The sequence below is a fragment of the Rhizobium sp. TRM95796 genome (assembly GCF_025779995.1).
Lineage (GTDB): Bacteria > Pseudomonadota > Alphaproteobacteria > Rhizobiales > Rhizobiaceae > Rhizobium_E.
The window spans coordinates 33,976-58,953 of sequence record NZ_JAOXHE010000001.1; the positions used below are offsets into that span (position 1 = coordinate 33,976).

The 24,978-nt window shown below is 63.0% G+C and carries 23 protein-coding genes; 14 read left to right on the forward strand and 9 right to left on the reverse strand.

What is annotated here, in order from left to right; genetic code table 11:
• The first annotated feature begins 5 nt into the window (after window positions 1–5).
• Genes OCK01_RS00175 through OCK01_RS00185 form a run of 3 tightly spaced genes read left to right on the forward strand, consistent with a single transcriptional unit; the run spans window position 6 to window position 1,781 of the window.
• Window positions 6–413 (forward strand): hypothetical protein, encoded by a 408-nt coding sequence (locus OCK01_RS00175; RefSeq protein ID WP_263822180.1) that lies wholly within the window; start codon window positions 6–8, stop codon window positions 411–413.
• Window positions 410–1,486 (forward strand): hypothetical protein, encoded by a 1,077-nt coding sequence (locus tag OCK01_RS00180; RefSeq protein WP_263822181.1) that lies wholly within the window; start codon window positions 410–412, stop codon window positions 1,484–1,486. The genes OCK01_RS00175 and OCK01_RS00180 overlap by 4 nt, the downstream gene beginning before the upstream one ends.
• A complete protein-coding gene (locus tag OCK01_RS00185) occupies window positions 1,470–1,781 on the forward strand; it encodes a hypothetical protein (RefSeq protein WP_263822182.1) in 312 nt (103 codons plus the stop codon). The genes OCK01_RS00180 and OCK01_RS00185 overlap by 17 nt, the downstream gene beginning before the upstream one ends.
• A gap of 114 nt (window positions 1,782–1,895) precedes the next feature.
• Here the strand turns inward: OCK01_RS00185 and OCK01_RS00190 are convergent, their stop codons facing one another.
• A complete protein-coding gene (locus tag OCK01_RS00190) occupies window positions 1,896–2,033 on the reverse strand; it encodes a hypothetical protein (RefSeq protein WP_182826321.1) in 138 nt (45 codons plus the stop codon).
• A gap of 254 nt (window positions 2,034–2,287) precedes the next feature.
• Between OCK01_RS00190 and coaD the strand changes: the two genes are divergently transcribed.
• The 6 genes from coaD to ilvA all read left to right on the forward strand — a co-directional run bounded on the left by coaD (window position 2,288) and on the right by ilvA (window position 7,565).
• A complete protein-coding gene (gene coaD / locus OCK01_RS00195) occupies window positions 2,288–2,782 on the forward strand; it encodes a pantetheine-phosphate adenylyltransferase (RefSeq protein ID WP_263822183.1) in 495 nt (164 codons plus the stop codon).
• 34 nt (window positions 2,783–2,816) lie between these two features.
• Window positions 2,817–3,383 (forward strand): peptidylprolyl isomerase, encoded by a 567-nt coding sequence (locus tag OCK01_RS00200; RefSeq protein ID WP_263822184.1) that lies wholly within the window; start codon window positions 2,817–2,819, stop codon window positions 3,381–3,383.
• Between the two features lie 22 nt (window positions 3,384–3,405).
• Window positions 3,406–3,921 (forward strand): peptidylprolyl isomerase, encoded by a 516-nt coding sequence (locus tag OCK01_RS00205; RefSeq protein ID WP_263822185.1) that lies wholly within the window; start codon window positions 3,406–3,408, stop codon window positions 3,919–3,921.
• Between the two features lie 69 nt (window positions 3,922–3,990).
• Complete coding sequence (gene queA / locus OCK01_RS00210; protein ID WP_263822186.1) at window positions 3,991–5,070, forward strand: tRNA preQ1(34) S-adenosylmethionine ribosyltransferase-isomerase QueA; 1,080 nt, start codon at window positions 3,991–3,993, stop codon at window positions 5,068–5,070.
• Window positions 5,070–6,200, forward strand: a complete 1,131-nt coding sequence (gene tgt, locus OCK01_RS00215; protein ID WP_263822187.1) for a tRNA guanosine(34) transglycosylase Tgt — start codon at window positions 5,070–5,072, stop codon at window positions 6,198–6,200. Before queA ends, tgt begins: the two co-directional genes overlap by 1 nt.
• Window positions 6,201–6,314: 114 nt before the next feature.
• On the forward strand, window positions 6,315–7,565 hold the full coding sequence (gene ilvA / locus OCK01_RS00220; RefSeq protein WP_263822188.1) for a threonine ammonia-lyase: 1,251 nt from the start codon (window positions 6,315–6,317) through the stop codon (window positions 7,563–7,565).
• Window positions 7,566–7,585: 20 nt separating this feature from the next.
• Here ilvA and OCK01_RS00225 read toward each other — a convergent pair whose 3' ends face one another.
• Window positions 7,586–9,397 (reverse strand): ABC transporter ATP-binding protein, encoded by a 1,812-nt coding sequence (locus tag OCK01_RS00225; RefSeq protein ID WP_263822189.1) that lies wholly within the window; start codon window positions 9,395–9,397, stop codon window positions 7,586–7,588.
• Window positions 9,398–9,877: 480 nt separating this feature from the next.
• Between OCK01_RS00225 and OCK01_RS00230 the strand changes: the two genes are divergently transcribed.
• Window positions 9,878–10,363: a cupin domain-containing protein gene (locus OCK01_RS00230; RefSeq protein WP_263822190.1), complete on the forward strand. Its 486-nt coding sequence runs from the start codon at window positions 9,878–9,880 to the stop codon at window positions 10,361–10,363.
• A gap of 89 nt (window positions 10,364–10,452) precedes the next feature.
• On the opposite strand, the gene OCK01_RS00235 is transcribed toward OCK01_RS00230, so the two are convergent.
• The 3 genes from OCK01_RS00235 to OCK01_RS00245 all read right to left on the reverse strand — a co-directional run bounded on the left by OCK01_RS00235 (window position 10,453) and on the right by OCK01_RS00245 (window position 12,832).
• Window positions 10,453–11,754 (reverse strand): DUF2254 domain-containing protein, encoded by a 1,302-nt coding sequence (locus OCK01_RS00235; protein ID WP_263822191.1) that lies wholly within the window; start codon window positions 11,752–11,754, stop codon window positions 10,453–10,455.
• Between the two features lie 330 nt (window positions 11,755–12,084).
• Window positions 12,085–12,420, reverse strand: coding sequence for a DUF1330 domain-containing protein (locus OCK01_RS00240; protein WP_263822192.1), 336 nt, complete (start codon window positions 12,418–12,420; stop codon window positions 12,085–12,087).
• Between the two features lie 13 nt (window positions 12,421–12,433).
• Window positions 12,434–12,832: a hypothetical protein gene (locus tag OCK01_RS00245; protein ID WP_263822193.1), complete on the reverse strand. Its 399-nt coding sequence runs from the start codon at window positions 12,830–12,832 to the stop codon at window positions 12,434–12,436.
• A 129-nt stretch (window positions 12,833–12,961) separates the two neighbouring features.
• Here OCK01_RS00245 and OCK01_RS00250 point away from each other — a divergent pair, with 129 nt between their 5' ends.
• Window positions 12,962–13,768, forward strand: a complete 807-nt coding sequence (locus OCK01_RS00250) for a helix-turn-helix domain-containing protein (RefSeq protein ID WP_263822194.1) — start codon at window positions 12,962–12,964, stop codon at window positions 13,766–13,768.
• A 105-nt stretch (window positions 13,769–13,873) separates the two neighbouring features.
• On the opposite strand, the gene gyrA is transcribed toward OCK01_RS00250, so the two are convergent.
• Window positions 13,874–16,654, reverse strand: coding sequence for a DNA gyrase subunit A (gene gyrA / locus OCK01_RS00255; protein ID WP_263822195.1), 2,781 nt, complete (start codon window positions 16,652–16,654; stop codon window positions 13,874–13,876).
• 185 nt (window positions 16,655–16,839) lie between these two features.
• On the opposite strand from gyrA, the gene OCK01_RS00260 reads away from it, so the two are divergent.
• Entirely contained in the window at window positions 16,840–17,481 is a 642-nt protein-coding gene (locus tag OCK01_RS00260; RefSeq protein ID WP_263822196.1) for a MarC family protein, read from the forward strand.
• A 3-nt stretch (window positions 17,482–17,484) separates the two neighbouring features.
• Here OCK01_RS00260 and OCK01_RS00265 read toward each other — a convergent pair whose 3' ends face one another.
• Together OCK01_RS00265 and OCK01_RS00270 are read right to left on the reverse strand one after the other, a co-directional pair.
• Window positions 17,485–18,390 (reverse strand): 5'-methylthioadenosine/S-adenosylhomocysteine nucleosidase, encoded by a 906-nt coding sequence (locus tag OCK01_RS00265; protein WP_263822197.1) that lies wholly within the window; start codon window positions 18,388–18,390, stop codon window positions 17,485–17,487.
• Window positions 18,391–18,476: 86 nt separating this feature from the next.
• Window positions 18,477–19,007, reverse strand: coding sequence for a single-stranded DNA-binding protein (locus tag OCK01_RS00270; RefSeq protein ID WP_182826300.1), 531 nt, complete (start codon window positions 19,005–19,007; stop codon window positions 18,477–18,479).
• Between the two features lie 268 nt (window positions 19,008–19,275).
• On the opposite strand from OCK01_RS00270, the gene uvrA reads away from it, so the two are divergent.
• Entirely contained in the window at window positions 19,276–22,197 is a 2,922-nt protein-coding gene (uvrA, locus tag OCK01_RS00275; protein WP_263822198.1) for an excinuclease ABC subunit UvrA, read from the forward strand.
• A 191-nt stretch (window positions 22,198–22,388) separates the two neighbouring features.
• A complete protein-coding gene (locus tag OCK01_RS00280; protein WP_263822199.1) occupies window positions 22,389–24,035 on the forward strand; it encodes a Na/Pi cotransporter family protein in 1,647 nt (548 codons plus the stop codon).
• A gap of 3 nt (window positions 24,036–24,038) precedes the next feature.
• Here OCK01_RS00280 and OCK01_RS00285 read toward each other — a convergent pair whose 3' ends face one another.
• Window positions 24,039–24,920 (reverse strand): EamA family transporter, encoded by an 882-nt coding sequence (locus tag OCK01_RS00285; RefSeq protein ID WP_263822200.1) that lies wholly within the window; start codon window positions 24,918–24,920, stop codon window positions 24,039–24,041.
• Between the last annotated feature and the right edge of the window lie 58 nt (window positions 24,921–24,978).

A 24,978-nucleotide genomic window follows, 5' to 3' on the forward strand; every position in this document is an offset into this window, starting at 1 on the left:
ACGCCATGAACCGCTTGAGACTGACATCGACGCTCTATTTCCTCATTCTTCTGGCGGTGGCTCTCTTGAACTATATGCCATTCGTGCCGACCCCGGATGGAAAGGTGTTCGGCATCTTTGCGCTCGACATCTATGACGACGCGCTGCATCTCGCTTCGGCGCTTTGGGCCGGCGGATCGGCGTTTGCCGGCACCCGCGCTTCGAAGTTCTTCCTGCGCAGCTTCGGCATTCTCTACTTCGCCGATGGCGCGCTCGGCCTCGCCACCGGTTCCGGTTATCTCGATCTCGGCATCGTCCATTACGGCGTCCAGGATCTTCCGCTGACCTTCAAGATCCTCGCAAATCTGCCTCACCTGACGCTTGGCGGCGGCGCGATCGCGGCCAGCGTCATGTTTTCGCGAGACGCGCGATGATCCGCAAAGCGCTGAAAGGACTGGCTTACCTTTTCGCCGCGCTGGCCATCTCGGTCATCCTTTTGCTCGCGCCGGTCGGTTATATCGAAACCTTCTGCAGGGGCAAGATCGGCGCGGCGCGGACCGATCCGAAAATGAGCGATCCCGCCTTCTGGCGGGCCGAGGCCAACACCTATCTCACCTATCCCGAATGGCACATCGTCTACGCCTATGACGGCATTGCGGAAACGCTCAAGACGACGGACGAATACGCTTTCGGCTATCTCGGTTCCATCGCCGGATTCTGGTCCTCGACCTGCCAGATGATGCGTTACGCCGACGCCCATGGCGGCGCGGACGGAGCGACAAGGTTGATGGTCCACACGATCGGCGTCAGCTTCACGCTGGAAATGCTGATGAAGGCCGCCTATGAGGAGACGGTGGGACGGTTGTTCGCCGCCGTCAGAGGCGCGGAGAAGACGCCGCAGGATCTCGTCGCCCGCGACATGGCCGTCACTTATGCGGCGTTCCTTCGCCAGACGCCTTGGTACAAGTTCGATTTCGGCCAGTGGCGCGACATGCTCGACGCGGCCCCCATGACGGACGTGCTGCGCGGCTGGGAGCGCCGGCTGGCGCTGGGCGGCGAATGGAGCGCCAAGATCGTCTATGCCCAAGCCATCGCCGCGGGCGTCGCTGCGACCGGCGAAGCCAAGCTCACCATCCGGTCACTGGTTGGCGACATGCCGACCAACGAATTGGCCTCGGTCGAGGGCGTCCGCATCATCGCCGACACGACGGCCGGCGTGATCATCGAGACGGACCGATACGACGCCTTCACCAAGATCATCGCCGCCGTGACAGCCAAAAGCGGGCGCTTCATCGAGATCGCCGGCAATGACGACGTCATGGCCAGCGTGCTGCTGCCGCCCGGTGAAACCTATGCCGGGCCGGGAACGGAAATCGCCCGTGTCGGCCGCGACGGTTTCGAAGGCGACAGGGTTCTGGCCAGCCTCAAGACCAGCGAACTCGGCCGGCTCTATTCCGCCTACCCGGCAACGGCCGCGAGAGGAGTGGAGCATGTCTTCGATTACTGAGGCCCGTCTCGCGTCCGCCGTCGGTTATGCCGCAGGCGTCGCGGCGATCGGCCTCGCCGCTCTGGCGATCCAGCCGCTGACGCTGGTTGCGGTCGCCTCGCCGCAGACGGTGCGGGTGCTGACGGGCGGACTTCAACCGAACGAACTGCCCGAAGGCGTTGAGATGCTGGACTGGAGTGGCGGACAGGCGCGGCTGGAAGGCGTCGACGCGCGGGCGGCGCGACAGCTCTACCGGCGAGGCGCGCTGTTGATTCTGCCCGAACGTCCCGGCGGCTGCATCGCGCTGTCATCATGAGGCAAGACCATGAACGCCGAAAGCCGGACGGGCAGGGGCCGTCCGGCTTTCCAGATGGTCGAAGCGCGGCGCAGGGGAGACCGGCTTCCGGAACAGGAGGTCGAAGTATCGGGATCAGATCGTCGCGCGACGAGAAAGGGCGGCGCGGGTGGCATGCTCTTCGCGCACGGCGTTGACGACGGAAGAGATGGCTGTCGCCAGAAACATCACGGCGACCACGCCGGCCATCATCGTCAGGGTCAGATACATCATCGTCGTCGTCCTTTCGTGTCTTCGTCCGCCGGTTTCCGCGATCGGGCGGTGTCGGCGCGGCTTCTGTTTCCAGGGAGGACGCTTGTTGTTGTGTTTGCGTCGCTCCGAACTTGAGGCGATATAACCATGCGCCCCCTGAAATCGCCCTGAATAGGCCGTTCATCCAGCGTTCAGTTTCGTGAATTGGCCGGAAACCGGTTGCGCCCCCCGGAGTTCCATGACAAAAGGCGGCCCATATTCTCCTGGATGGCGACATGACCACGGCCTTCTATCCCGGCTCTTTCGATCCCCTGACCAATGGACATCTGGACGTTCTGATCCAGGCGCTTGCGATCGCGCCGAAGGTCGTGATCGCGATCGGCGTTCATCCAGGCAAGGCGCCGATGTTTTCCTTCGACGAACGCGCCGAACTCATCCGACAATCTCTCACCGAGACCTTGCCGGGCCGCCTCGCCGATATCGAGGTGGTCGCTTTCGACAATCTCGTCGTCGACGCGGCGCGCGCTCATGGAACCAAAATGCTGATCCGGGGTTTGCGCGACGGCACCGATCTCGATTACGAAATGCAGATGGCGGGCATGAACCGGCAGATGGCGCCGGATATTCAGACCGTCTTTCTACCGGCGGGCGCGACGACCAGACCGATTACGGCCACATTGGTCCGGCAGATCGCGGCGATGGGCGGCGACGTCAGCGCTTTCGTGCCGAGGCCCGTCCTTGCGGCGCTGCGGGCTCGGCGCGCGTCCTGAGCGTTCTGAACACAAGCATCTATAGGGAGACCCCATGAACCTCTTCAAAACTCTCGCCGCCGGCCTCGTGCTCGCTCTCGGCCTCGCCGGCGCGGCAAGCGCCAACCCGAACGAATTGACGATCCAGCTCAAGGACGGCCCCGTGGTCATCCAGTTGATGCCCGAGGTGGCGCCGAAGCATGTCGAGCAGATCAAGGCGCTCGCCGCCAAGGGCGAATACGACAATGTCGCCTTCCACCGCGTCATCGAAGGCTTCATGGCCCAGACAGGCGATGTGCAGTTCGGCAATATGACGAAGAACTTCGAACCGCAGCGCGCCGGCATGGGCGGTTCGGACCTTCCGGACATCCAGGCCGAATTTTCCAGCGTTCCCTTCGAACGCGGCACCGTCGGCATGGCCCGTTCGCAGGACCCCAATTCCGCCAATTCGCAGTTCTTCATCATGTTTGCGCCGGGCGACTTTCTCAACGGCCAGTACACCGTGGTCGGCAAGGTCGTCAGCGGCATGGAGAATGTCGACAAGATCAAGCGCGGCGACGACGCCAACAACGGCTCGGTCACCGATCCCGACCGGATGATCAAGGTCACTGTCGGTAAGTAAGAATTCAACAAGGAGAAAACCCATGGCCGAGATCAAGGATCCGGAAAACACCATCGTGATGGAAACCACCAAAGGTAAAGTGGTCATCCAGCTTCTGCCGGAGGTCGCTCCCGGCCACGTCGCGCGCATCAAGGAACTGGCTCGCGAAGGCGCCTATGACGGCGTTGTCTTCCACCGCGTCATCACCGATTTCATGGCCCAGACCGGCGACGTGAAATTCGGCAAGAAGGGCGGCGCCTCCTTCAATCCGGCCCGCGCCGGCATGGGCGGCTCCGAAAAGCCCGACCTGAAGGCTGAATTCTCGGCGATCAGCCACATTCGCGGCACCTGCTCGATGGCGCGTTCGCAGAATCCGAACTCGGCCAATTCGCAGTTCTTCATCTGCTTCACAGACGCCCCCTGGCTCAACAAGCAGTATTCCGTCTGGGGCCAGGTCATCGAGGGCATGGACTTCGTCGACCAGATCAAGCGCGGCGAGCCCGTGGTCGATCCCGACGAGATCGTCTCGATGAAGGTCGCGGCCGACATCGCCGCCTGATTCTCGTTTTTGATGGACACAGGCCGCCTCCGCGATTATGCGCGGGGGCGGTTTTCGTTTGGATGGACTATGCGCGTAGACCTGTTTGATTTCGAACTCCCCGAAGAGCGGATCGCCCTCAGACCGGCCGAGCCGCGCGACGCCGCGCGCCTGCTGATCGTCGATCCCGCCAGAGAGGGATTTCAGGACCTGATCGTGAAGGATCTCGTCGACCAGCTCGGCCCCGACGACGTGATGGTGTTCAACGACACCAAGGTCATTCCGGCGCAGCTCGAGGGACGGCGGGTCCGCGGAGAAAATATCGGCTCGGTCTCCGCCACCCTGCACATGCGCGTGAGCCCGTCTTCCTGGAAAGCGTTCGCCCGGCCGGGCAAGCGCATCAAGCAGGGCGACCGCATCGAATTCGGCCATGACGGCGATAATGCTTGCCTGGCCGGCAGCCTCGGCGCCGTCGTCTCTGACAAAGGCGATGCGGGGGAGGTGACCCTGACCTTCGATCTCTCGGGCCCGGCATTGGACGAAGCGATCGCTGCGGTCGGCCATATTCCATTGCCGCCCTATATCGCCTCCAAACGTCCCGAGGACGCGCAGGACCGCAAAGACTACCAGACGATTTACGCAAGGGAAGAGGGCGCGGTGGCGGCTCCGACCGCGGGGCTTCACTTCACGCCGGAACTGTTTGCCGCTCTTGATGAAAAGGGCGTCGGCCGCGCCTTCGTGACGCTGCATGTCGGGGCAGGGACATTTCTGCCGGTCAAAGCGGACGACACGACCGAGCACAAGATGCATCACGAGATCGGTCATATCGATCAGGCGACCGCCGACCGGCTGAACGCCGCGCGCGCCAAAGGCGGCCGGATCGTGGCGGTCGGCACCACCTCGCTGCGTCTCCTTGAAAGCGCAGCCAAGGACGACGGCTCGATCGCCGCCTGGTCTGGCGCGACCGACATCTTCATCACGCCCGGCTACCGCTTCAAGATCGTCGACCGGTTGATGACCAATTTCCACCTGCCGCGCTCGACGCTGTTCATGCTCGTCTCCGCCTTTTCAGGCTTGGAGACGATGAGAAAAGCCTATGAGCACGCCATCGACACCGGCTACCGCTTCTACTCCTATGGCGACGCCAGCCTGCTGACACGGAAAAACTGATGCACGAAGAGTTTAAATTCACGCTTCTCAAGACCGACGGCAAGGCGCGGCGCGGCGAAATCACCATGCCGCGCGGCACGATCCGTACGCCGGCCTTCATGCCGGTCGGCACCGTCGGCACGGTCAAGGCCATGTATCTCGACCAGGTGCGCGACACCGGCGCCGATGTCATCCTGGGCAACACCTATCACCTGATGCTCAGGCCCGGCCCGGAGCGCGTCGCGCGTCTCGGCGGCCTGCATGAGCTGATCCGCTGGCCGCAGCCGATCCTCACCGACTCCGGCGGCTTCCAGGTGATGTCGCTGTCTGGCCTGCGCAAGCTCGACGAGAAGGGCGTGACCTTCAAGAGCCATCTCGACGGCTCGCTGCACCACATGTCGCCCGAACGCTCCATCGAGATCCAGGGGCTGCTGGACTCCGATATCCAGATGCAGCTCGACGAATGCCTGGCGCTGCCGGCCGAGCCCAAGGAAATCGAGCGCGCCATGGAAATGTCGGTGCGCTGGGCGGAGCGCTGCAAGGTCGCCTTCGGCAACCAGCCGGGCAAGGCGATGTTCGGCATCGTGCAGGGCGGGGACCAGCCGGCGCTGCGCGTCAAGAGCGCCGAAGCGCTGAAGGCGCTGGATCTCAAGGGTTACGCCATCGGCGGGCTCGCCGTGGGCGAGCCGCAGCATGTGATGCTGGAGATGATCGAGACGGTCAATCCGCATCTGCCCACTGAGAAGCCGCGTTACCTCATGGGCGTCGGCACACCAGACGATATGCTGAAATCGGTGGCGCGCGGCATCGACATGTTCGATTGCGTGATGCCGACCCGGTCTGGCCGCCACGGCTTGGCCTTCACCCGTCGCGGCAAGGTCAACATCCGCAACGCCCGCCATGCCGAGGACATGCGTCCGCTGGATGAGGAATCGTCTTGCCCGGCGGCGCGCGATTATTCCCGCGCCTATCTACACCACCTGGTCCGCTCCAATGAGGCGCTCGGCGGCATGCTGCTGACCTGGAACAATCTCAGCTATTATCAGGACCTGATGAGCGGCATCCGCAAATCGATCGAGGAAGGCCGCTTTGCGGATTTCATGGCCGAGACGCAGGAGAACTGGGCGAGGGGCGATCTCGATCCGATTTAAGTTGACTGTGATAATCAAGAAAACGGCGTATCCGGACGGATGCGCCGTTTTCGGCTTTTCAGGGCGTCATTCGCGTGACATAGACACCGAACGCGAGACAACCGGACCAGGCCAGTGACCCCAGAGCATGTATTGAACGCCACCGAGGCGATGCGCGAACTCTTTCCCGCCACGCCCTTGCAGCTCAACGATCATCTGTCGCGCCGTTTCGGCGCCGAGATCTGGCTCAAGCGCGAGGATCTGTCGCCGGTCCGTTCCTACAAGATCCGCGGCGCGTTCAATTTCTTCCGCAAGGTGATCGCACGCGGCGAGGGCGACACCACCTTCGTCTGCGCTTCGGCGGGCAATCACGCTCAGGGCTTCGCCTTTGTCTGCCGGCATTTCGGGGTGCCGGGCGTCGTGTTCATGCCGGTGACCACGCCGCAGCAGAAGATCGACAAGACCCGCATGTTCGGCGGCGAATTCATCACGATCCGCCTGATCGGCGACTTCTTCGACCAATGTTACGCCGCCGCCCGCGCCCATGCCGAACAGACCAACGGCTATATGGTGCCGCCTTTCGACCATGAGGACATCATCGAGGGACAGGCGACCGTCGGCGCCGAAATCATCGAGCAGATGCCGGACGGCAGGCTGCCTGACCTTGTGATCATGCCCGTGGGCGGAGGAGGGCTGTCGGCGGGCGTGACCGGATTTCTCGGCGATCGCCTGCCGCGCGAAGCCTTTCTGTTCGCCGAACCCTCGGGCGCGCCGAGCCTCAAGCGGAGCCTCGAGGCGCACGCCATCCTGACGCTGCCCAAGGTCGACAATTTCGTCGACGGCGCCGCCGTGGCCCGCATCGGCGACCTCAATTTCGCCGCGCTCGAACGCTTCGATCCGCGCCAGGTGATGCTGATGCCGGAAAACGCCATCTGCGCCACGATGATCGAAATGCTGAATGTCGAAGGCGTGGTGCTGGAGCCGGCCGGCGCGCTGTCGATCGCTGCGCTCGAGCAGATCGGCGCCGATGCGCTTGCCGGCAAGACGGTGGTCTGCGTCGTCTCCGGCGGCAATTTCGATTTCGAGCGCCTGCCCGACGTCAAGGAACGGGCGATGCGCTATTCCGGCGTGAAGAAATACTTCATCCTGCGCCTGCCGCAGCGCCCGGGCGCGCTCAAGGATCTGCTCAATCTGTTCGGCCCCGACGACGACATCGCCCGGTTCGAATATCTCAAGAAATCCGCCCGCAATTTCGGCTCGATCCTGATCGGCATCGAGACCAGCCACAAGGACAATTTCGTCGGGCTGATGGAGCGTTTCGACAGCGCCGGCCTCGGCTTCGAGGACATCACCGACAATGAGCTGGTGGCGAACCTGATCATCTGAGCGGGACGAGGGGCAAGCTCTTACGCCTCCAGAACCAGCCCCTTGGTCAGTTCCAGCGCCTGCCGTTCGAACAGGCCGCGATAGATGCCGTTCTTCACCCGCACCAGGCTGGCGTGATCCCCTTCCTCGACGATCCGGCCGTGATCGAACACCAAGAGCCGATCGAGCGCCCGCACCGTCGACAGTCGGTGGGCGATCACGAGCGTCGTGCGCCCCTGCATCAGCCGCTCCATCGCCTGCTGGATCAGCATTTCGGATTCGGAGTCGAGGCTGGAGGTCGCTTCATCCAGGATCAGGATCGGCGCATCGGCGAGGAAGGCGCGGGCGATGGCGACCCGCTGGCGCTCGCCGCCCGACAGCTTCACGCCGCGTTCGCCGACCAGCGTGCCATAGCCATGCGACAGCGCCGAGATGAAGTCATGGGCGCTGGCGAGCCGCGCCGCAGCCTCGATTTCGGCCTGTGTCGCGTCCGGCCGTGCATAAGCGATGTTCTCCGCCAGCGACCGGTGGAACAGGATCGGCTCCTGCTGGACGATGGCGATCTGCTGGCGCAGCGACGCCTGCGCGACCTGAGAAATGTCCTGACCGTCGATGCGGATCTCACCGCCCGTCACGTCGTGCAACCGCTGGATCAGCTTGACGAAAGTTGTCTTGCCCGATCCCGAATGGCCGACCAGGCCGACGCGTTCGCCCGGACGGATCGTCACCGAGAAATCACGATAGAGCGGCGCGGAATGCCTGCCATAGTGAAAATTCACGCAGTCGAAGTCGATCCGGCCGGCGCTGACGGCCAGAGGTTTGGCGCCGGCGATATCGACGACGCCGAGCGGCTGGGCGTGAATGGCGACCAGTTCCTCCATGTCGTTCACCGAGCGCTGCAGATTGCGGATATGCATGCCGACTTCGCGCAGATAGCCCTGCAGGATGAAGAAGGAGGTCAGGACGAAGGTGATGTCGCCTGCATTGGCCTGGCCGCTGGCCCAGAGCCACAGAGCGAGGCCGAGAACGCCGGCGCGGAGAGCTGCGAGCAGGGCGGCCTGCAGCGTGCCGTTCAGCGTGCCGCGCGTCCAGGTGCGGCCGGTTCGGTCGCGCCATTTGTCGATCACGCCGGCGAGGCGGCGGTCTTCGCGCGCTTCCGCGCCATAGGCTTTCACCACCGCGTTGCAGGTGACGGCATCGGCCAGCGAGCCGCCGAGCTTAGTGTCCCAGCGATTGGCGAGACTCGCCATCGGCGCGACATAGCGCAGCGCCATCAGCGACGTGAAGGTGACGAAGATCACCGATCCCAGCCCGACCAGACCGCCCATCAGCGGCCAGTGCCAGGTCATCATCAGCGTCGTGCCGACCAGCATGACGGCCGAGGGAAACAGCGCCACGAACACCGTGTCGTTCAACAGATCGAGCGCCCACATGCCGCGCGTGACCTTGCGAACGGTGGAGCCGGCGAAGCTGTCGGCGTGCCAATCGCTGGAAAAACGCTGGATGCGGTGGAACGACTGGCGGCCGATATCGCTCATCGAGCGCAACGTAAAACCGATGATCGCCATGAACGTCGCATGTCGCAGCAGCAGCGCGCCGATCGACAGCGCCATCAACCAGCCGAAAGCGGCGAGGGCGCTGTTCCATGCGTCGGGATCATCGGCGCGGCCCGAGACCACCGCATCGACGAGACGCCCCGAAAACAGCGGCGTGAAGACATCGGCGAGCGTCGACAGCAACACCGTCGTGAGCATGAAGCCGACGCGACCTGGCTGACGGCGCCAATGAACGAAACAAAAACTGAAAACACTGCGAAAGGCGCCGCCGGTGCGGGCCGTATGTCCGAATGCCATGAGATGATCCGACCGGAGTCGGCTCCTGAAAATACGAGAGAAAACGCTGTTTCGCGCCAAAGCGCGAATTGGGGTCACAAGAAGGATTTGGTTGGCGTCAAAGCCCTCGAGGCGCCGAAAAAGCGCCGGGGACGCGTCAGGCCGATACGACCGGCGTCATCGCGGAACGGGTAAAATGCATCATTTCGAACCTCCCGCTGATCATTGAGGAGGCCACGATAGGCCACGTCGGTGCAACCGCCAACCCCATGAGATCGATTTATCCGTATCGTCCGTCGAGTGCGACAAAGCGGCAACAGGCGCGCATCGGGCGTCATCACGCCTGAAACGGCGCCTAGCGCGCCCTGTTTCCCGCGTGACAGCGCCGCACCGGACCCCGGGCTACATCTCTTCTCACGCTTCGACGCCGGCGCCATTGTCCACCGGCGGGAAGCCTCCGGCTTCACAGGGAAGCTGGATTACCAGGAGAGAGGACTTTTCATGACCCCGCAGATCGCCGCTCGGCAAGAGATCGACAACGACATGTTCTGGTTCGGCAACACGCTGGTCGCGCTTCGCGCCAGGACGTCCGGTTCGCAGGACGGCGTGTCCATCGTCGAACACCGGATGCCCCATGGCGAAGCGCCGCCGCTGCACATTCATCAGAGCGAAGACGAATATTTCCATGTGCTCGAAGGCGTGATGCGCTTCGAAGTCGGCGGCAAGATCGTCATCGCCAGAGCCGGCGACACGCTGACGGCGCCCAAGGGCGTTCCACACCGCTTCCGGGTCGACAGCATACTCGGCGCGCGTTGCCTGACCATCACCAAAGGCGGCGATTTCGAATCCATGCTGATCGAGATGGGCCGACCGGCCGACCGCGAGGACCTTCCGCCGCAACAAGCGCCGACGCCGGACATGATCCAGGCGCTGACGCAAGCCTGCCGCCGCGCCAAGATCGACATCATCGGCGCGCCTCTGGCGTGACGGTCTCGACGAACACCGTCCGCGTTCGTTTCGGATGAAGCCGAGCGATGTCGGCATGCAGCGGTCGCATCCACGGCAGCCGGCGTCGCTCAGCGCTCCGCACCGGCGCCCAGCGCCTCGATTTGCCTGGCCGCGTCCCGCAGCCTTGCCAGATGATCGTCCACGGCGATGGATCTCTCGGCCCAGGCCAGAGCGCGACGCGACTGGACTTTCGCCTCGGCGGCCATCTCGGCATCGATGCCGGACAGGCTCTTGAAGGTCTTCTGCAGCCTGATCTGGATTTCGAAATGCCCGGCGCCATCGCGCGCGATGGGATCGAAAGCGTCTTCGAACAGGTCGACGAGAGACAGTGTCGGCGCAGTCACATGTTGAAAGCGAGGTTTTCCGGGGCGCTCTTCCTCGGATAGAGTCCTGAAAAGCCAAAACAATCGGGTGAGCCTGCCGATGACGTCGATGGCCGTGCCGGGATCGTTGACTGCGGGAGACAAAGCCCGAGAGGCGATCTCGCTCAAAACCGACAATCCGAATCGCGGATCCTGCTCGAACGAACGCATCGCGCCGATCGTGAAAGCGGACGCGATGGCGGCCGTCATCTCCGCTTCGTCGGCGCCGTGGTTGCCCGCTTTCGCAATCCACGCCACTGCGCGGCTGGGATCGCAATAAACGCCGGGAATAGCGAGAACGTGCACACGGGTTCCGAATTTTTCGCCGATGCCGTCGAGCGCGGCCACATCGACATGCTGGAGATAGCCGATATCGGGCGCATGGATCATGATCGCGTCGACTGGCGCAAACAGGTCATGCGCCGAGGCGGGCAGGGCGTCGAGCGACGGATATCTGCGGCGCTCTTCCAATGCATGGCCGGCGGAGCGTTCGACGCGATCGATCGTGTCGCCGACCCGGCCGAGCACCGAAAGATGATCCACCCAGCGCAAGATGGCGGCGACGATGATGGCGATGACCCCCAGCGTGACCACGAACAGCACGGCCCGGCCTTCTTCGCCGTAAGCGCCGGCGCTGAGGGCGATGATGCCGACCAGACTGAACAGGAACGATCCGAGAAACGTCGCCAAGACATTCTGCGTCGTCGGGTCTTCGGCCACGAGAGCCGCGGCGCGCGGCGTGCCGTTGTTGGTGGCGGCGCCGAAAGCCGTGACCATGATCGACAGGGAAAATGTCGTCACGGTGAGCATGCTGGAAGCGAGGATGGTGAGAATATTGTCGACCGCATCCGCGCCGATCTTGGCGCTGACGAAAGGCGGCAAGGCCGGTGAGAAGAACACGGAGAACAGCGCGGTGAGCAATCCCGCCAAGGCATAGAGCGCGGCGCGAAACCACAGCTTCTTGGCCAGCCTCTGAAGCTTCCAACCGAATTTGGTGTCCATCCGCATGTCGCTCCCCATTGTTCTGTGCGGAATAATCCGCAGAGCCGTCATCGTGTTCCGCGTGACGGAGAAATTACGGAAATCGAAGAATGATCTCGTTCACCAGCAAGAGCAAAGGGTGTTGCGACGTTCAAACGCAAGACATCGCGATCGACCATTGTGGCCTCCCAGACGTTGTTCAGATGCGGGGAGTGTGACATTCCAACTTTGCAGGAACAGGATATTCTAACTTTGCGGCTACAGACTTAATCCTGATAAGATAGATTATGGAACAGAATGTATCGATCGAGCCGTGGCGGCTGCGGTCCCGCTGCCGCCACGGTCGCCGACCCTTGTTCAAACGACTCCGAGGCCCTTGAGAATATCGGTCGCCCTGTGATCGGCATCGACGCCGTCGATCAGGAAGACGTCGCCTTCGGCCGCCTGAATGCGCAGCGGCGCAAGCGCCTGATAGTCTGGCGATCGATACCAGCCGCGCGCGGCGTCGAGATCGGGAAAGGCGATGACGATCAAGTCGTCGGTGAAATGGCCTTCCAACTCTTCTTTCGGACCGCCATGGATGATGAAGCGACCGTCATACGGCGCCAGCGTGGCGTCGATACCCTCGAGATAGTCGACCACGCCTTGGTCGACGGTGATTGCGCGAAGATGTGCGACTGCATATGCGGTCATCGGTAACATCCTTTCAGTTGGCGGCGATCGCAGGTCTTGTCGCGGCGTGTTCGGCCATCGTCAGCATTGCGACAAACACGGCCTGGGTGGTGAGAAACGCCCAGCCGATGGGATTGGGCGAAATGGCGCCTGACATGGGCAGCGCCAGACTTGCGACGATCCAGAGAGCGTTGCCCGCAATGGCGATCGTCGTCGCCCGCGACGGCGCCGGCCATATCAGCGCGGTCGTCGTCATGAAGGCCGCCACCGGCAGCAGCGCCGCCCCGGCCCAAAACAGCAGCGGCCCGGGAATGCCTGTCCAACCGCCGACCGGCGCGTGAAACAAGCAGAGCGCAACGCCCATGACGGCGCAGGTGAACGCATCGATCACGAGCAGATTGGCGAGTGTCAAACGTGGTCTGAAAATGTCCATGAGAATGTTCCTCTTGCCGACGACGACCGAAATGGTCGAACGCTGACCGCCATTCTTGCGGAATTTGTTCTGGCGTCGATTACCTCGGAAGTAATAGGCTTATCTGCCGGCAGGAGCCAATCTGGACCGATGACGAGACCGAAAACCGAAACTGGACAGATGTTGCGTGAATGGCGTCGGAGGCGGCGCTACAGCCAGATGGAGCTCGCGCTGCAGGTCGAGATTTCGCAGCGTCACCTGAGTTTTCTCGAGGCAGGCCGATCCATGCCCAGCCGCGACATGATCCTGCGGCTTTCGGAATGCCTCAACCTGCCGCTACGCGCGCAGAACGCGATGCTGCTGGCCGCTGGTTTTGCGCCTGCTTACGGCGAAAGGGCGCTGGCGGCGCCCGAATTGCAGGCGGCCAGAGGCGTCATTGATCGATTGTTGACGGCTCATGAGCCTCACCCTGCCCTTGCGGTCGATCGGCGCTGGACGCTGATCTCGGCGAACAGAGCGGTGGACGTTCTGACCCGAGGCGTCTCCGAAGACCTTCTTGCCGGCGAGATCAATGTGCTGCGCCTCAGCCTGCATCCGGCCGGCCTCGCACCGCGCATCGTCAATTTCAAGCAATGGCGCAGCCATATCCTCGCGCGGCTCGCCCATGACATCGAGCTCTCGGCCGATCCGGCGCTGGCCGCGCTGCTCGACGAGTTGCGATCCTATCCCACGCCGAAGCATGCGCTCGGCGATCGCACCCCCCATGGCGGAGACCAGGCCATCGCCATACCCCTCGTCGTCGACAGCTGCATCGGCCGTTTGGAATTCCTGAGCACGACGACGGTGTTCGGCACCGCCGTGGATGTCACCCTCGCCGATATCGTCATCGAGAGTTTTTTCCCGGCCGATGCGCAGACGGCCAGGGCGATGGCGAACATGCTGGATGACACCGGCTGAACGCGACGCTCGTGAGGCAGAGCCTGGCCATATAGCGCCGCGTCGAGACGAAAATGGCGGCCGGTCGACCGGCCGCCATCGATTTCGTCGCGTCGTGCCCGGCGCTTATTCGGCGCTCGGTTCGGCGTCCGGTTCGGCCGCCGGCGTCGACGTCTCGGCGCCTTCGCTCGCCGTCTCGTCGTCCTCCGGCTCGCTGATGCGCTCGACCGACACGACCTTTTCGTCCGCGGCCGTCGAGAAGATGGTCACGCCCTTGGTGGCGCGGCTGGCGATGCGGATGCCGGCGACCGGCACGCGGATCAGCTGGCCGCCGTCGGAGACCAGCATGATCTGGTCGGCGTCCTCGATCGGGAATGCGGCGACGAGCTGGCCGATCTCGTTGGTCTTGGAGGTGTCGGTGGCGCGGATGCCCTTGCCGCCGCGGCCCGAAATGCGGAAGTCGTAGGATGACGAGCGCTTGCCGTAGCCTTTCTCCGACACGGTCAGCACGAACTGTTCGCGCGCCCTGAGTTCCTGATAGCGGTCTTCATTGAGATCGCCGACTTCGCCGACCTCCTCGCCCACCAGCGCCACATCCTCTTCATCCACGCCCATGGCGCGGCGTTCGGCGGCGGAGCGCTTGAGATAGGCCGCGCGTTCCGACGCGTCGGCGTCGACATGGCCGAGAATGGTCATGGAGATCAACCGGTCTCCATCCGCCAGCGAAATGCCGCGCACGCCGATCGAGTTGCGGCCGGCGAAGACCCGGACGTCGTCGACCGGGAAGCGGATCGCCTGGCCCAGCGCCGTGGTCAGCAGCACGTCGTCGCGCTCGGTGCAGGTTTCGACCGAGAGGATTTCGTCGCCGTCTTCCTCCAGCTTCATCGCGATCTTGCCGTTGCGGTTGACCTGGATGAAGTCCGAAAGCTTGTTGCGCCGCACGGTGCCGCGGGTCGTCGAGAACATCACGTCGAGATTGGCCCAGTTGTCCTCGTCCTCCGGCAGCGGCATGATCGTGGTGATGCGTTCGCCGCGTTCGAGCGGCAGCATGTTGATCAACGCCTTGCCGCGCGACGTCGGCGAACCGATCGGCAGGCGCCAGACCTTTTCCTTGTAGACGATGCCGCGCGACGAGAAGAACAGCACCGGCGTATGCGTATTGGCCACGAACAGACGGTTGACGAAATCCTCGTCGCGGGTGGACATGCCTGAGCGGCCTTTGCCGCCGCGACGTTGAGCGCGATAGGTGGCGAGCGGCACGCGCTTGACGTAGCCGGCATGCGACACGGTGACCACCATGTCCTCGCGGGCGATGAGATCCTCGTCGTCCATATCAGGGCCGCCTTCGACGATCTCGGTGCGGCGCGGCGTGCCGAATTCGTCGCGCACGGCGGCGAGTTCGTCCTTGACGATGGTCATGATGCGCAGGCGCGAACTGAGTATGTCGAGGTAGTCCTTGATCTCGGCGCCGATCTTGTTGAGTTCGTCGCCGATTTCGTCACGGCCGAGCGCAGTCAGGCGCTGAAGGCGCAGATCGAGGATCGCCCGGGCCTGCTCTTCGGAAAGGTTGTAGGTGCCGTCGTCGTTGATCCGGTGGCGCGGGTCGTCGATCAGGCGGATGAGCGAGTCGACGTCCTGGGCCGGCCAGCGACGGGTCATCAATTGTTCGCGCGCGGTCTGCGGATCGGGCGCGCGGCGAATGAGATTGATGACCTCGTCGATATTAGCGACCGCAATCGCCAGACCGACCAAGACATGGGCGCGGTCGCGCACCTTGCGCAGCAGGAACTTCGTGCGCCGGCTCACCACTTCCTCGCGGAAGGCGATGAAGGCCTTGAGCATGTCGATCAGCGTCAACTGCTCCGGCTTGCCGCCGTTCAGCGCCACCATGTTGCAGCCGAAGGAGGTCTGCAGCGGCGTGTAGCGATAGAGCTGGTTGAGGATCACCTCGGCATTGGCGTCCTTCTTCAATTCGATGACGACGCGATAGCCCTCGCGGTCGGACTCGTCGCGCAGATCGGAAATGCCTTCGATACGCTTGTCGCGCACCAGTTCGGCCATTTTCTCGATCATCGTCGCCTTGTTCACCTGATAGGGAATCTCGGTGATGATGATCTGCTCGCGGTCGTTGCGCATCGGCTCGATGCGGGCGCGTCCGCGCATGATGACGGAGCCCCTGCCCGTCTCATAGGCCTGGCGGACGCCGGCGCGGCCGAGGATCATGGCGCCGGTCGGGAAATCCGGACCGGGCACGATTTCCATGATCTGCAGCAATTCCATGCCGGGATTGTCGATCAGCGCGATGCAGGCGTTGATGACTTCGACGAGATTGTGCGGCGGAATATTGGTGGCCATGCCGACGGCGATGCCGCCCGCGCCATTGACCAGCAGATTGGGGAATTTCGCCGGGATGACCACCGGCTCGCTGAGCGTGCCGTCGTAATTGTCGCGGAAATCGACCGTTTCCTTGTCGATGTCGTCGAGCAGCGAATGCGCGGCCTTTTCCAGGCGGCATTCGGTGTAGCGTTCGGCCGCCGGCGGATCGCCGTCGACGGAGCCGAAATTGCCCTGTCCGTCGATCAGCGGCAGTCGCAGCGACCAATCCTGCGCCATGCGCGCCAGCGCGTCGTAGATCGCGGCGTTGCCGTGCGGGTGGAATTTACCCATCACGTCGCCGGTCACGCGGGCGCATTTGACGTATTTCTTGTTCCAGTCGATGCCCAATTCGTTCATGCCGAACAGAATGCGGCGATGCACCGGCTTCAGCCCGTCGCGCACATCAGGCAGCGCGCGCGACACGATCACGCTCATGGCGTAATCGAGATAGGATCGCTGCATTTCCTCGACGATGGAGATGGGCTCGATGCCGCTGGGGCCTTGGCCGCCGGGGGGGACAATCTCGGTCAATCTGGTCTCAATCTCTCAAACGGAATCAATGCCGCCGTTATAGCGGAACAGCCGGTTGAAGGCCAATTTCATGGCGGCTTTATGAACAGTTCTTTCCCCGGAAGCGCTGATATTTTCGGCTTTTTAGCCTTTGCTTGCACGGTTGGGCGAGGGTCGCTACAGATGGCGGAAAAGAGGGGAAAATCATGGCCAGTCTGGAAGCGATGATCAACGCGTTCACGACGCTTCTGGTGACCACGGATCCGCCGGGGCTCGCGCCGATTTTCCTCGGGCTGACGGCCGGCATGACTCAGGCGCAGCGGCGCCACACCGCGCTGCGCGGCACGCTGATCGCCTTCGGTATCCTCACGGTCTTCGCCGTCTTCGGCGCCGGCATTCTCTCGGTGCTCGGCATCTCGCTTCCCGCCTTCCGCATCGCCGGCGGATTGCTGCTATTCTTCATCGCCTTCGAAATGATCTTTGAGAAACGCCAGGAGCGGAAGGAAAAGACCACGGAAACCGCGATCACCCGCGATCATATCCACAATCTCAGCGTCTTTCCCCTGGCGATTCCGCTAATCTCGGGCCCCGGCGCCATTTCCGCGACGATCCTGCTCGCCGGCAATTTCCGGCCGCCGCTGGAACGCGCGCAGCTGATCCTGGTGATCGCGGCTGTATTTCTGGTGATCTTCGCGGCGCTGATCATCGCAGACAGGTTGGACCGCTATCTCGGCCAGACGGGCCGGGCGATCCTCACCCGGCTCCTGGGCGTGCTGCTTTCGGCGCTCGCCGTGCAATTCGTCATCGACGGCCTGAGAGCGACGCTGACGGTCTATGCCGGCCCCTGACGGTCAGGGAAGCTTTGCGACGAAGGCTTCGACCACCTTGGCGGAATTGGCGGAGGCGAGGGCGAAGAAAACGCCCATCTCATTGGCCCCTTCCCCGCCGCCGGCGAGATCGGACAGGCTGCGGAACGCGATGAACGGCACCTTGTTGACATAGGCGACATGGGCGGTGGCGGCGCTTTCCATATCCAGCACCCTGGCCTTGAAGGTGGCGTAGGTGAATTCGCGGAACGCCTTGTTGTCGACGAAGGCCTGACCGGACACGCCATTGCCGCCGACGACGATCTTCGGCTCATGGGCCAGGCACTTGCCCTCGCCCGCGCATTTTTCCAGCGTCACGCTCGACGCCACGGCTTTGGCCGTTTCGAGAAGCTTGCCGTCGACCGGAAACCAGAAACGATCCTCCGGCTTGTCCATGCCCTCGCGCAGGACTTCCGTCTCGTTGGGATAGATCATGCCGTAGTTCGGGAACTGCGTGTCGAGAAAGGGCGGTATGGCGAATTTGCCGTCGGTTTCGCGGGCGAAGATCGCTTCGAGATATTGGCCCCACTGATCGCTGACCACGACGTCGCCGATCGACAGGCTGGGATCGACGCCGCCGGCGATGCCGGAAAATACGATCGCCTTGATCGAAAAATGATCGATTGCCTGTTGCGTGGTCATCGCGGCGTTGACCATGCTGACGCCGCTCAGGAAAAGCACGACGTCCTTGCCGCCGAGCTTTCCGGTCACGAAACGGCGTCCCATGAGTTTATGCTCCTGGGCGCCCTCGAGATCCTTGAGAAGGACCTGCCATTCCGGCTCGAAAGCCGACATCACGGCGATGCGCGGCGTGGCGTCGATCAGGTCGGCCGCCGACGCGACCATGGGAAGCGTCGCCGCGCCGAGCGCCAGAGCGAAAGATAGTTTCATCCGTAAACTCCATGATTTATTGCGCGATCAAAAACGCAAGAACCATGCCACCGCCGGACTACGGGAGAAGCGCGCCGTTGTCCGCTTCAGAACGGGATGTCGTCGTCCATGTCGCGCGAGAAGGACGGCGCGCTCTGCGGCGCGCGGCTGGGCTGCGGGGAGCGGCCGGCCCGATCGTTGCCGCCATAGCCGGAACCGCCGCCGAAGCCGGAATCCATATCGTCGTAGCCGCCGCCCTGGGACGCGCCGCGTCCGCCGCCTTCGCCGCGGCCATCCAGCATGGTCAAAGTCGAATTGAAGCCCTGCAGCACGACTTCGGTCGTGTAGCGATCATTGCCGGTCTGGTCCTGCCATTTGCGGGTCTGCAGCGCGCCCTCGATATAGAGCTTGGCGCCCTTCTTTACATATTGCTCGACCACCTTGCAGAGGCCCTCGTTGAAGACCACGACATTGTGCCATTCGGTCTTTTCCTTGCGCTCGCCGGAATTGCGGTCGCGCCAGCTTTCCGATGTGGCGATGCGAAGATTGGCGATCGGACGCCCGTCCTGAGTGCGGCGGATTTCGGGGTCCGCGCCGACATTGCCAACCAGAATGACCTTGTTTACACTGCCCGCCATCGCTAAATCCTATCCACAAAATCGGCAAACCGCCGTCCATCAACTGAGGGGCGAAGAATAACCCTTCAAGGGAACCGGCGCGCCCCTCCACGCGTCCAATCCACAGAAAATCCGGGGCTTCCAATTGTTCGCATTTTGTTCTAGTCGTTTTTCGTGCGGCAGTCAACAGAATCGACTTTGTGGAAAATCGGGGTTTTGCCTGATGGCGGCGACCTCCGCGCGCGGCATGGGCGTATAAGGGCGAAAGAACAGGCGAGACACAGGCATCATGAGCGAACTCAAGACCATTTCCATCCGCGGCGCGCGTGAACACAACCTCAAGGGGGTCGATCTCGACCTGCCGCGCAATTCGCTGATCGTGATGACCGGCCTGTCGGGATCGGGCAAATCCTCCCTCGCCTTCGACACGATCTATGCCGAGGGGCAGCGTCGTTATGTCGAGAGCCTGTCGGCCTATGCGCGCCAGTTCCTGGAAATGATGCAGAAGCCCGATGTCGATCTCATCGAGGGCCTGTCGCCGGCCATTTCGATCGAGCAGAAGACCACCTCGCGCAACCCGCGCTCGACCGTCGGCACCGTCACCGAAATCTACGACTATATGCGCCTGCTCTTCGCCCGCGTCGGCGTGCCCTATTCGCCGGCCACCGGCCTGCCGATCGAGAGCCAGACGGTCAGCCAGATGGTCGATCGCATTCTCGATTATCCCGAGGGCTCCCGGCTCTATATCCTTGCGCCGCTGGTTCGCGGCCGCAAGGGCGAATACAAGAAGGAACTGGCGGAGCTCATGAAGAAGGGCTTCCAACGCGTCAAGATCGACGGCCAGTTCTATGAAATCGCCGAGGCGCCGACGCTCGACAAGAAGTACAAGCACGACATCGACGTGGTGGTCGACCGCATCGTCGTGCGCCCGGATATCGCCTCGCGTCTCGCCGACAGTCTCGAAACCTGCCTCAGGCTCGCCGACGGGCTGGCGATCGCCGAATTCGCCGACAAGCCTTTGCCGAAGGAAGACACCGCCGAGGGCGGCTCGGCCAACAAGTCGCTCAACGAAACGCATGAACGGGTGATGTTCTCGGAGAAATTCGCCTGCCCGGTCTCCGGCTTCACCATTCCCGAAGTCGAGCCGCGGCTGTTTTCCTTCAACAACCCCTTCGGCGCCTGCCCCTCCTGCGACGGTCTCGGCACCCAGCAGAAGATCGATCCGGACCTGATCGTGCCCGAGACGGAGCGGACGCTGCGCGACGGCGCGGTGGCGCCCTGGGCCAAGTCGACCTCTCCTTACTACAACCAGACGCTCGAGGGCCTCGGCAAGGCCTATGGCTTCAAGCTCTCGGCGCGTTGGAGCGAATTGTCCACCGAGGCGCAGACCGCCATTCTCAATGGCACCGGCGATCGCGAGGTGACGTTCAACTATGCCGACGGCGCGCGCAGCTATCAGACCACGAAAACCTTCGAAGGCATCATCCCCAATCTCGAACGCCGCTGGAAAGAAACGGACTCCGCCTGGTCGCGCGAAGAGATCGAGCGTTATATGAGCCAGGCCCCCTGCCCGGCCTGCAAAGGCTTCCGCCTGAAGCCGGAAGCGCTGGCGGTGAAGCTCGACGGCAAGCATATCGGCCTGGTGTCGAATATGTCGATCCGGGCGGCGAACGACTGGTTCGTCGGCCTGCCGGACAAGCTCAATGTCAAGCAGAACGAAATCGCCACCCGCATCCTCAAGGAAATCCGCGACCGCCTGAAATTCCTCAACGATGTCGGCCTGGATTATCTGACGCTGGCGCGCAATTCCGGCACGCTGTCGGGCGGGGAAAGCCAGCGCATCCGGCTGGCCTCGCAAATCGGCTCGGGCCTGACAGGCGTGCTCTATGTGCTCGACGAACCCTCGATCGGCCTGCACCAGCGCGACAATGCCCGCCTTCTCGATACGCTCAAGCATCTGCGCGACATCGGCAATACCGTGATCGTGGTCGAGCATGACGAGGACGCAATCCTGACCGCCGACCATGTCGTCGATATCGGCCCCGCCGCCGGCGTGCATGGCGGTCGCGTGGTGGCGGAAGGCACGCCAGCGGAGGTCATGGCCAACCCCAATTCGCTGACCGGCAAATATCTCTCCGGCGAACTCTCGGTCGATGTTCCGCGCGAGCGGCGCAAGCCCAAGAAGGGTAAGGAGATCAAGGTCGTCGGCGCCAAGGGCAACAATCTCAAGAATGTCACGGCGGCCATTCCGCTGGGCGTGTTCACTGCCGTGACGGGCGTGTCGGGCGGCGGCAAGTCGACCTTCCTGATCGAGACGCTCTACAAGGCGGCGGCGCGCCGGGTGATGGGCGCGCGCGAAAATCCGGCCGAGCATGAGCGCATCGACGGTTTCGAGCATATCGACAAGGTCATCGATATCGACCAATCGCCGATCGGCCGCACGCCGCGTTCGAACCCCGCCACCTATACCGGCGCCTTTACGCCGATCCGTGACTGGTTCGCCGGTCTGCCGGAAGCCAAGGCGCGCGGCTATCAGCCGGGGCGCTTCTCCTTCAACGTCAAGGGCGGCCGCTGCGAAGCCTGCCAGGGCGACGGCGTCATCAAGATCGAGATGCATTTCCTGCCCGACGTCTATGTCACCTGCGACGTCTGCCACGGCAAGCGCTATAATCGCGAGACGCTCGACGTCACCTTCAAGGGCAAGTCGATCTCCGACGTGCTGGACATGACGGTCGAGGAAGGCTGCGATTTCTTCGCGGCGGTGCCCGCCGTGCGCGACAAGCTGATCTCGCTCCGCGATGTCGGCCTCGGCTATATCAAGGTCGGCCAGCAGGCCAATACGCTGTCGGGCGGCGAGGCGCAGCGCGTCAAGCTCGCCAAGGAACTCTCCAAGCGCTCCACCGGCCGCACCCTCTACATTCTCGACGAGCCGACCACCGGCCTGCATTTCCACGATGTGGTCAAGCTCCTGGAAATGCTGCACGAACTGGTCAACCAAGGCAATTCCGTGGTGGTGATCGAGCACAATCTCGAAGTCATCAAGACCGCCGACTGGATCCTCGATTTCGGGCCCGAAGGCGGCGATGGCGGCGGCGAGGTGATCGCCCAGGGCGTCCCCGAGGACATCGTCAAGGTCGAGCGCTCCTATACCGGCCAGTTTCTCAAGGAACTGCTGGGGCGGCGTCCGCAGAAGCGGCAGGCGGCGGAGTAGCGGACGCCTCGCCCGCGTCCCCCCCCCTTGGTTCAAGCATACGCACCGTCATAAAACTGTCATAAACGCCGCTTGCGAGACAGTGACGCCGCGATTGGGATTGAACGGACGATAGAAAGGCCCGATACAGGTCGACGTGATATTTTTCAAATTCACGTATCGATCCTTTCTGTTTTCCGGAGGCCTCGCCCTTGAGCGGTTCGGTGATCTTCATCAATCTGGCAGGCGCCGTCGCTTTGTTGCTCTGGGCCACGCGCATGGTGCGCACAGGCGTCGAGCGCGCTTATGGCGACATGCTGAGGGAAAAGTTGCGCTATGCGCTCGGCAACCGCGTCAATGCAGCGGCGGCCGGCTTCTTTCTGGCGATCGCGCTGCAGAGCTCGACGGCGGTGGCGCTAATCGTGTCGGGTTTCTCGGCGTCCGGCTTCGTTAGCTCGACCGTCGGCATTTCGGCGCTGCTCGGCGCGGATCTCGGCTCCGCCTTCGTCACCCGCATCCTCCGGCGCGACCTGTCGCTGCTCGTGCCGCTCCTGATGATCGCCGGCACCATCGCCTATCGCACCACGTCGCGGCGCTGGCGGGAGATGGGCCGCATCCTGTTCGGCCTCGGTCTTCTGCTTCTGTCGCTCCGGCTGATCGGCGAGGCGTCCGCGCCGCTCAAGGAAAGCCATGTCCTGCCGATCATCATGGGCTATCTGCAGCAGGACTGGATCACCGCCTTTGCGCTCGCGGCGCTGATGGCCTGGCTGTTTCATTCCAGCGTCGCCTCGATCCTGCTATTCGCCTCGCTGTCCAGCCATGGGCTGGTGCCGAATGAGTTGATCATTCCCTTCGTGCTCGGCGTCAATTTCGGCGGCGCCGTCATCGGCGCGGTTCTGACGCGCGGCGAGGTCAAGGCGGCCCGTATCGCGCCCTTGGGCAATGTCGCCATTCGTGGGCTCGGCATGGTCGCGGGGCTTATTCTGCAACTAAGCTTTCAGCTTCGGCCCGAGATCTATTTCGACACGCCTGCGGACGCCGTGGTCTGGATGCATGTCATTGCCAATGCTGTGGTGCTGCTGATCGGCCTGCCTTTCGCAGGCTCCTTGGCGCAGATGCTGGAAAACGCCCTGCCCTCGGACGCCAAGGACGAAGACAACAGCGACGCGGCCCTACTGTCGGCGCTCGACCCCTCCGATATCACCAATCCGCCACGCGCGCTCGACAACGCCACGCGTGAAGTGGTCGGCATGTGCGACCGCATCGAGGTGATGCTGACCCGCGTCTTCGACGCTTTTCTCCGGCCGGACGACCAGCAGATGACGCAGATCGAGCGGCTGGACGACAGCGTCGACCGCTTCAACCGCAACATCAAGCTCTATCTCGCCAAGATTTCCGGCAACGAACTCGCCGAAGACGCGGCGCGGCGGCAGCAGGATCTCCTCGAAGCCACCATCAATCTCGAACAGGTCGGCGACATCATTTCGCAGAACATGCTGGCCAAGGCGCGAAAGAAGGATGCGCGCGGCGCGAGCTTTTCCGAGGAAGGCCTGCATGAACTCACCGCCATGCATCAGCGCGTCCTGCGCAATGCGCGGCTCGCCTTCAACCTGCTGGTCAACCGCGATCTCGAACATGCGCGGCAGCTGGTCAAGGAGAAGGAAGTGGTGCGCGACATGGTGCGGGTCAGCGAGGAAAACCACATCAAGCGCCTGGGCGAAAACCGCGCCAGCATCGATTCCTCGTCGATCCATATCGACACGATGCGCGATCTCAAGGAGATCAATTCGCTCTTGGTGTCGATCGCTTATCCCGTTCTGGCCCAGGCCGGCCAGTTGCGCACCAGCCGTCTGCTCTGAGCGTCAGGCCGTCGTCGGGCGCGGCCGCAGCCAGGCGGGGTTGAAGACATTCAGAGCCAGTCCCGCGACGATCAGCAACGCGGCGATAATGCGGATCGGCCCGAAAGCCTCGCCGAGCACGATCGCCGCCGAACTCATGCCGAACACTGGCACCAGCAGCGAGAAGGGCGCGACCGTGGCGACGCCATAGCGGCGGATCATCGCGCCCCAGACGGCGAAGCCGAAGATCGTGGCGAGATAGGCGATATAGATCACCGCCCCCGCCCCCGACCAGGTCACATGCGTCAATGCCTGGAGATCGCGCTCCCAGCCTTCGAAAGCGAGCGAGATCGCGAGAAGCGGGAGAGGCGCAACGAGGCTCACCCAGACCATCAGCCTGAGCATATCCACCGCGCCGGCCTTCTTCATCAACAGGTTCGAACAGGCCCACGCCAGAGCCGCGCCGATGGACAGCGCCAGTCCCGATGCGGTGAGATCGCCATTGACGGTGGACGCGATCAGCGCAACGCCCGAGAAAGCGACGACCATGCCGGCGATCTGGGTTGGCCGCGGCCGGTCGCCATAGACCAGCACGGCGAGAATGACCGTGAAGAAAGCCTGGCTCTGCAGCACCAACGAGGCAAGCCCGGCGGGCATGCCGACGCTCATGCCGAGGAACAGCAGCGAGAATTTGACCACGCCCAGCACCAGCCCGATGCCGATGATGATCCGCCAGGAGACATCGGGCTTGGGCAGGATCAGCGCGAGCGGAATGGCTGCAAACAGGAAGCGCAGGGCCGAAAAGAAGATCGGCGGGAAATTGTCGATCCCCAGCCGGATCACCACGAAATTGAAGCCCCAGACGGCGGCGACGATAACCAGGAGAAGGATATGGATGGGCTTCATGGCGGACTCCTTTTGATCCGCCATACTCCTGATCGGGCGGGACGACAAAACCAAGTTT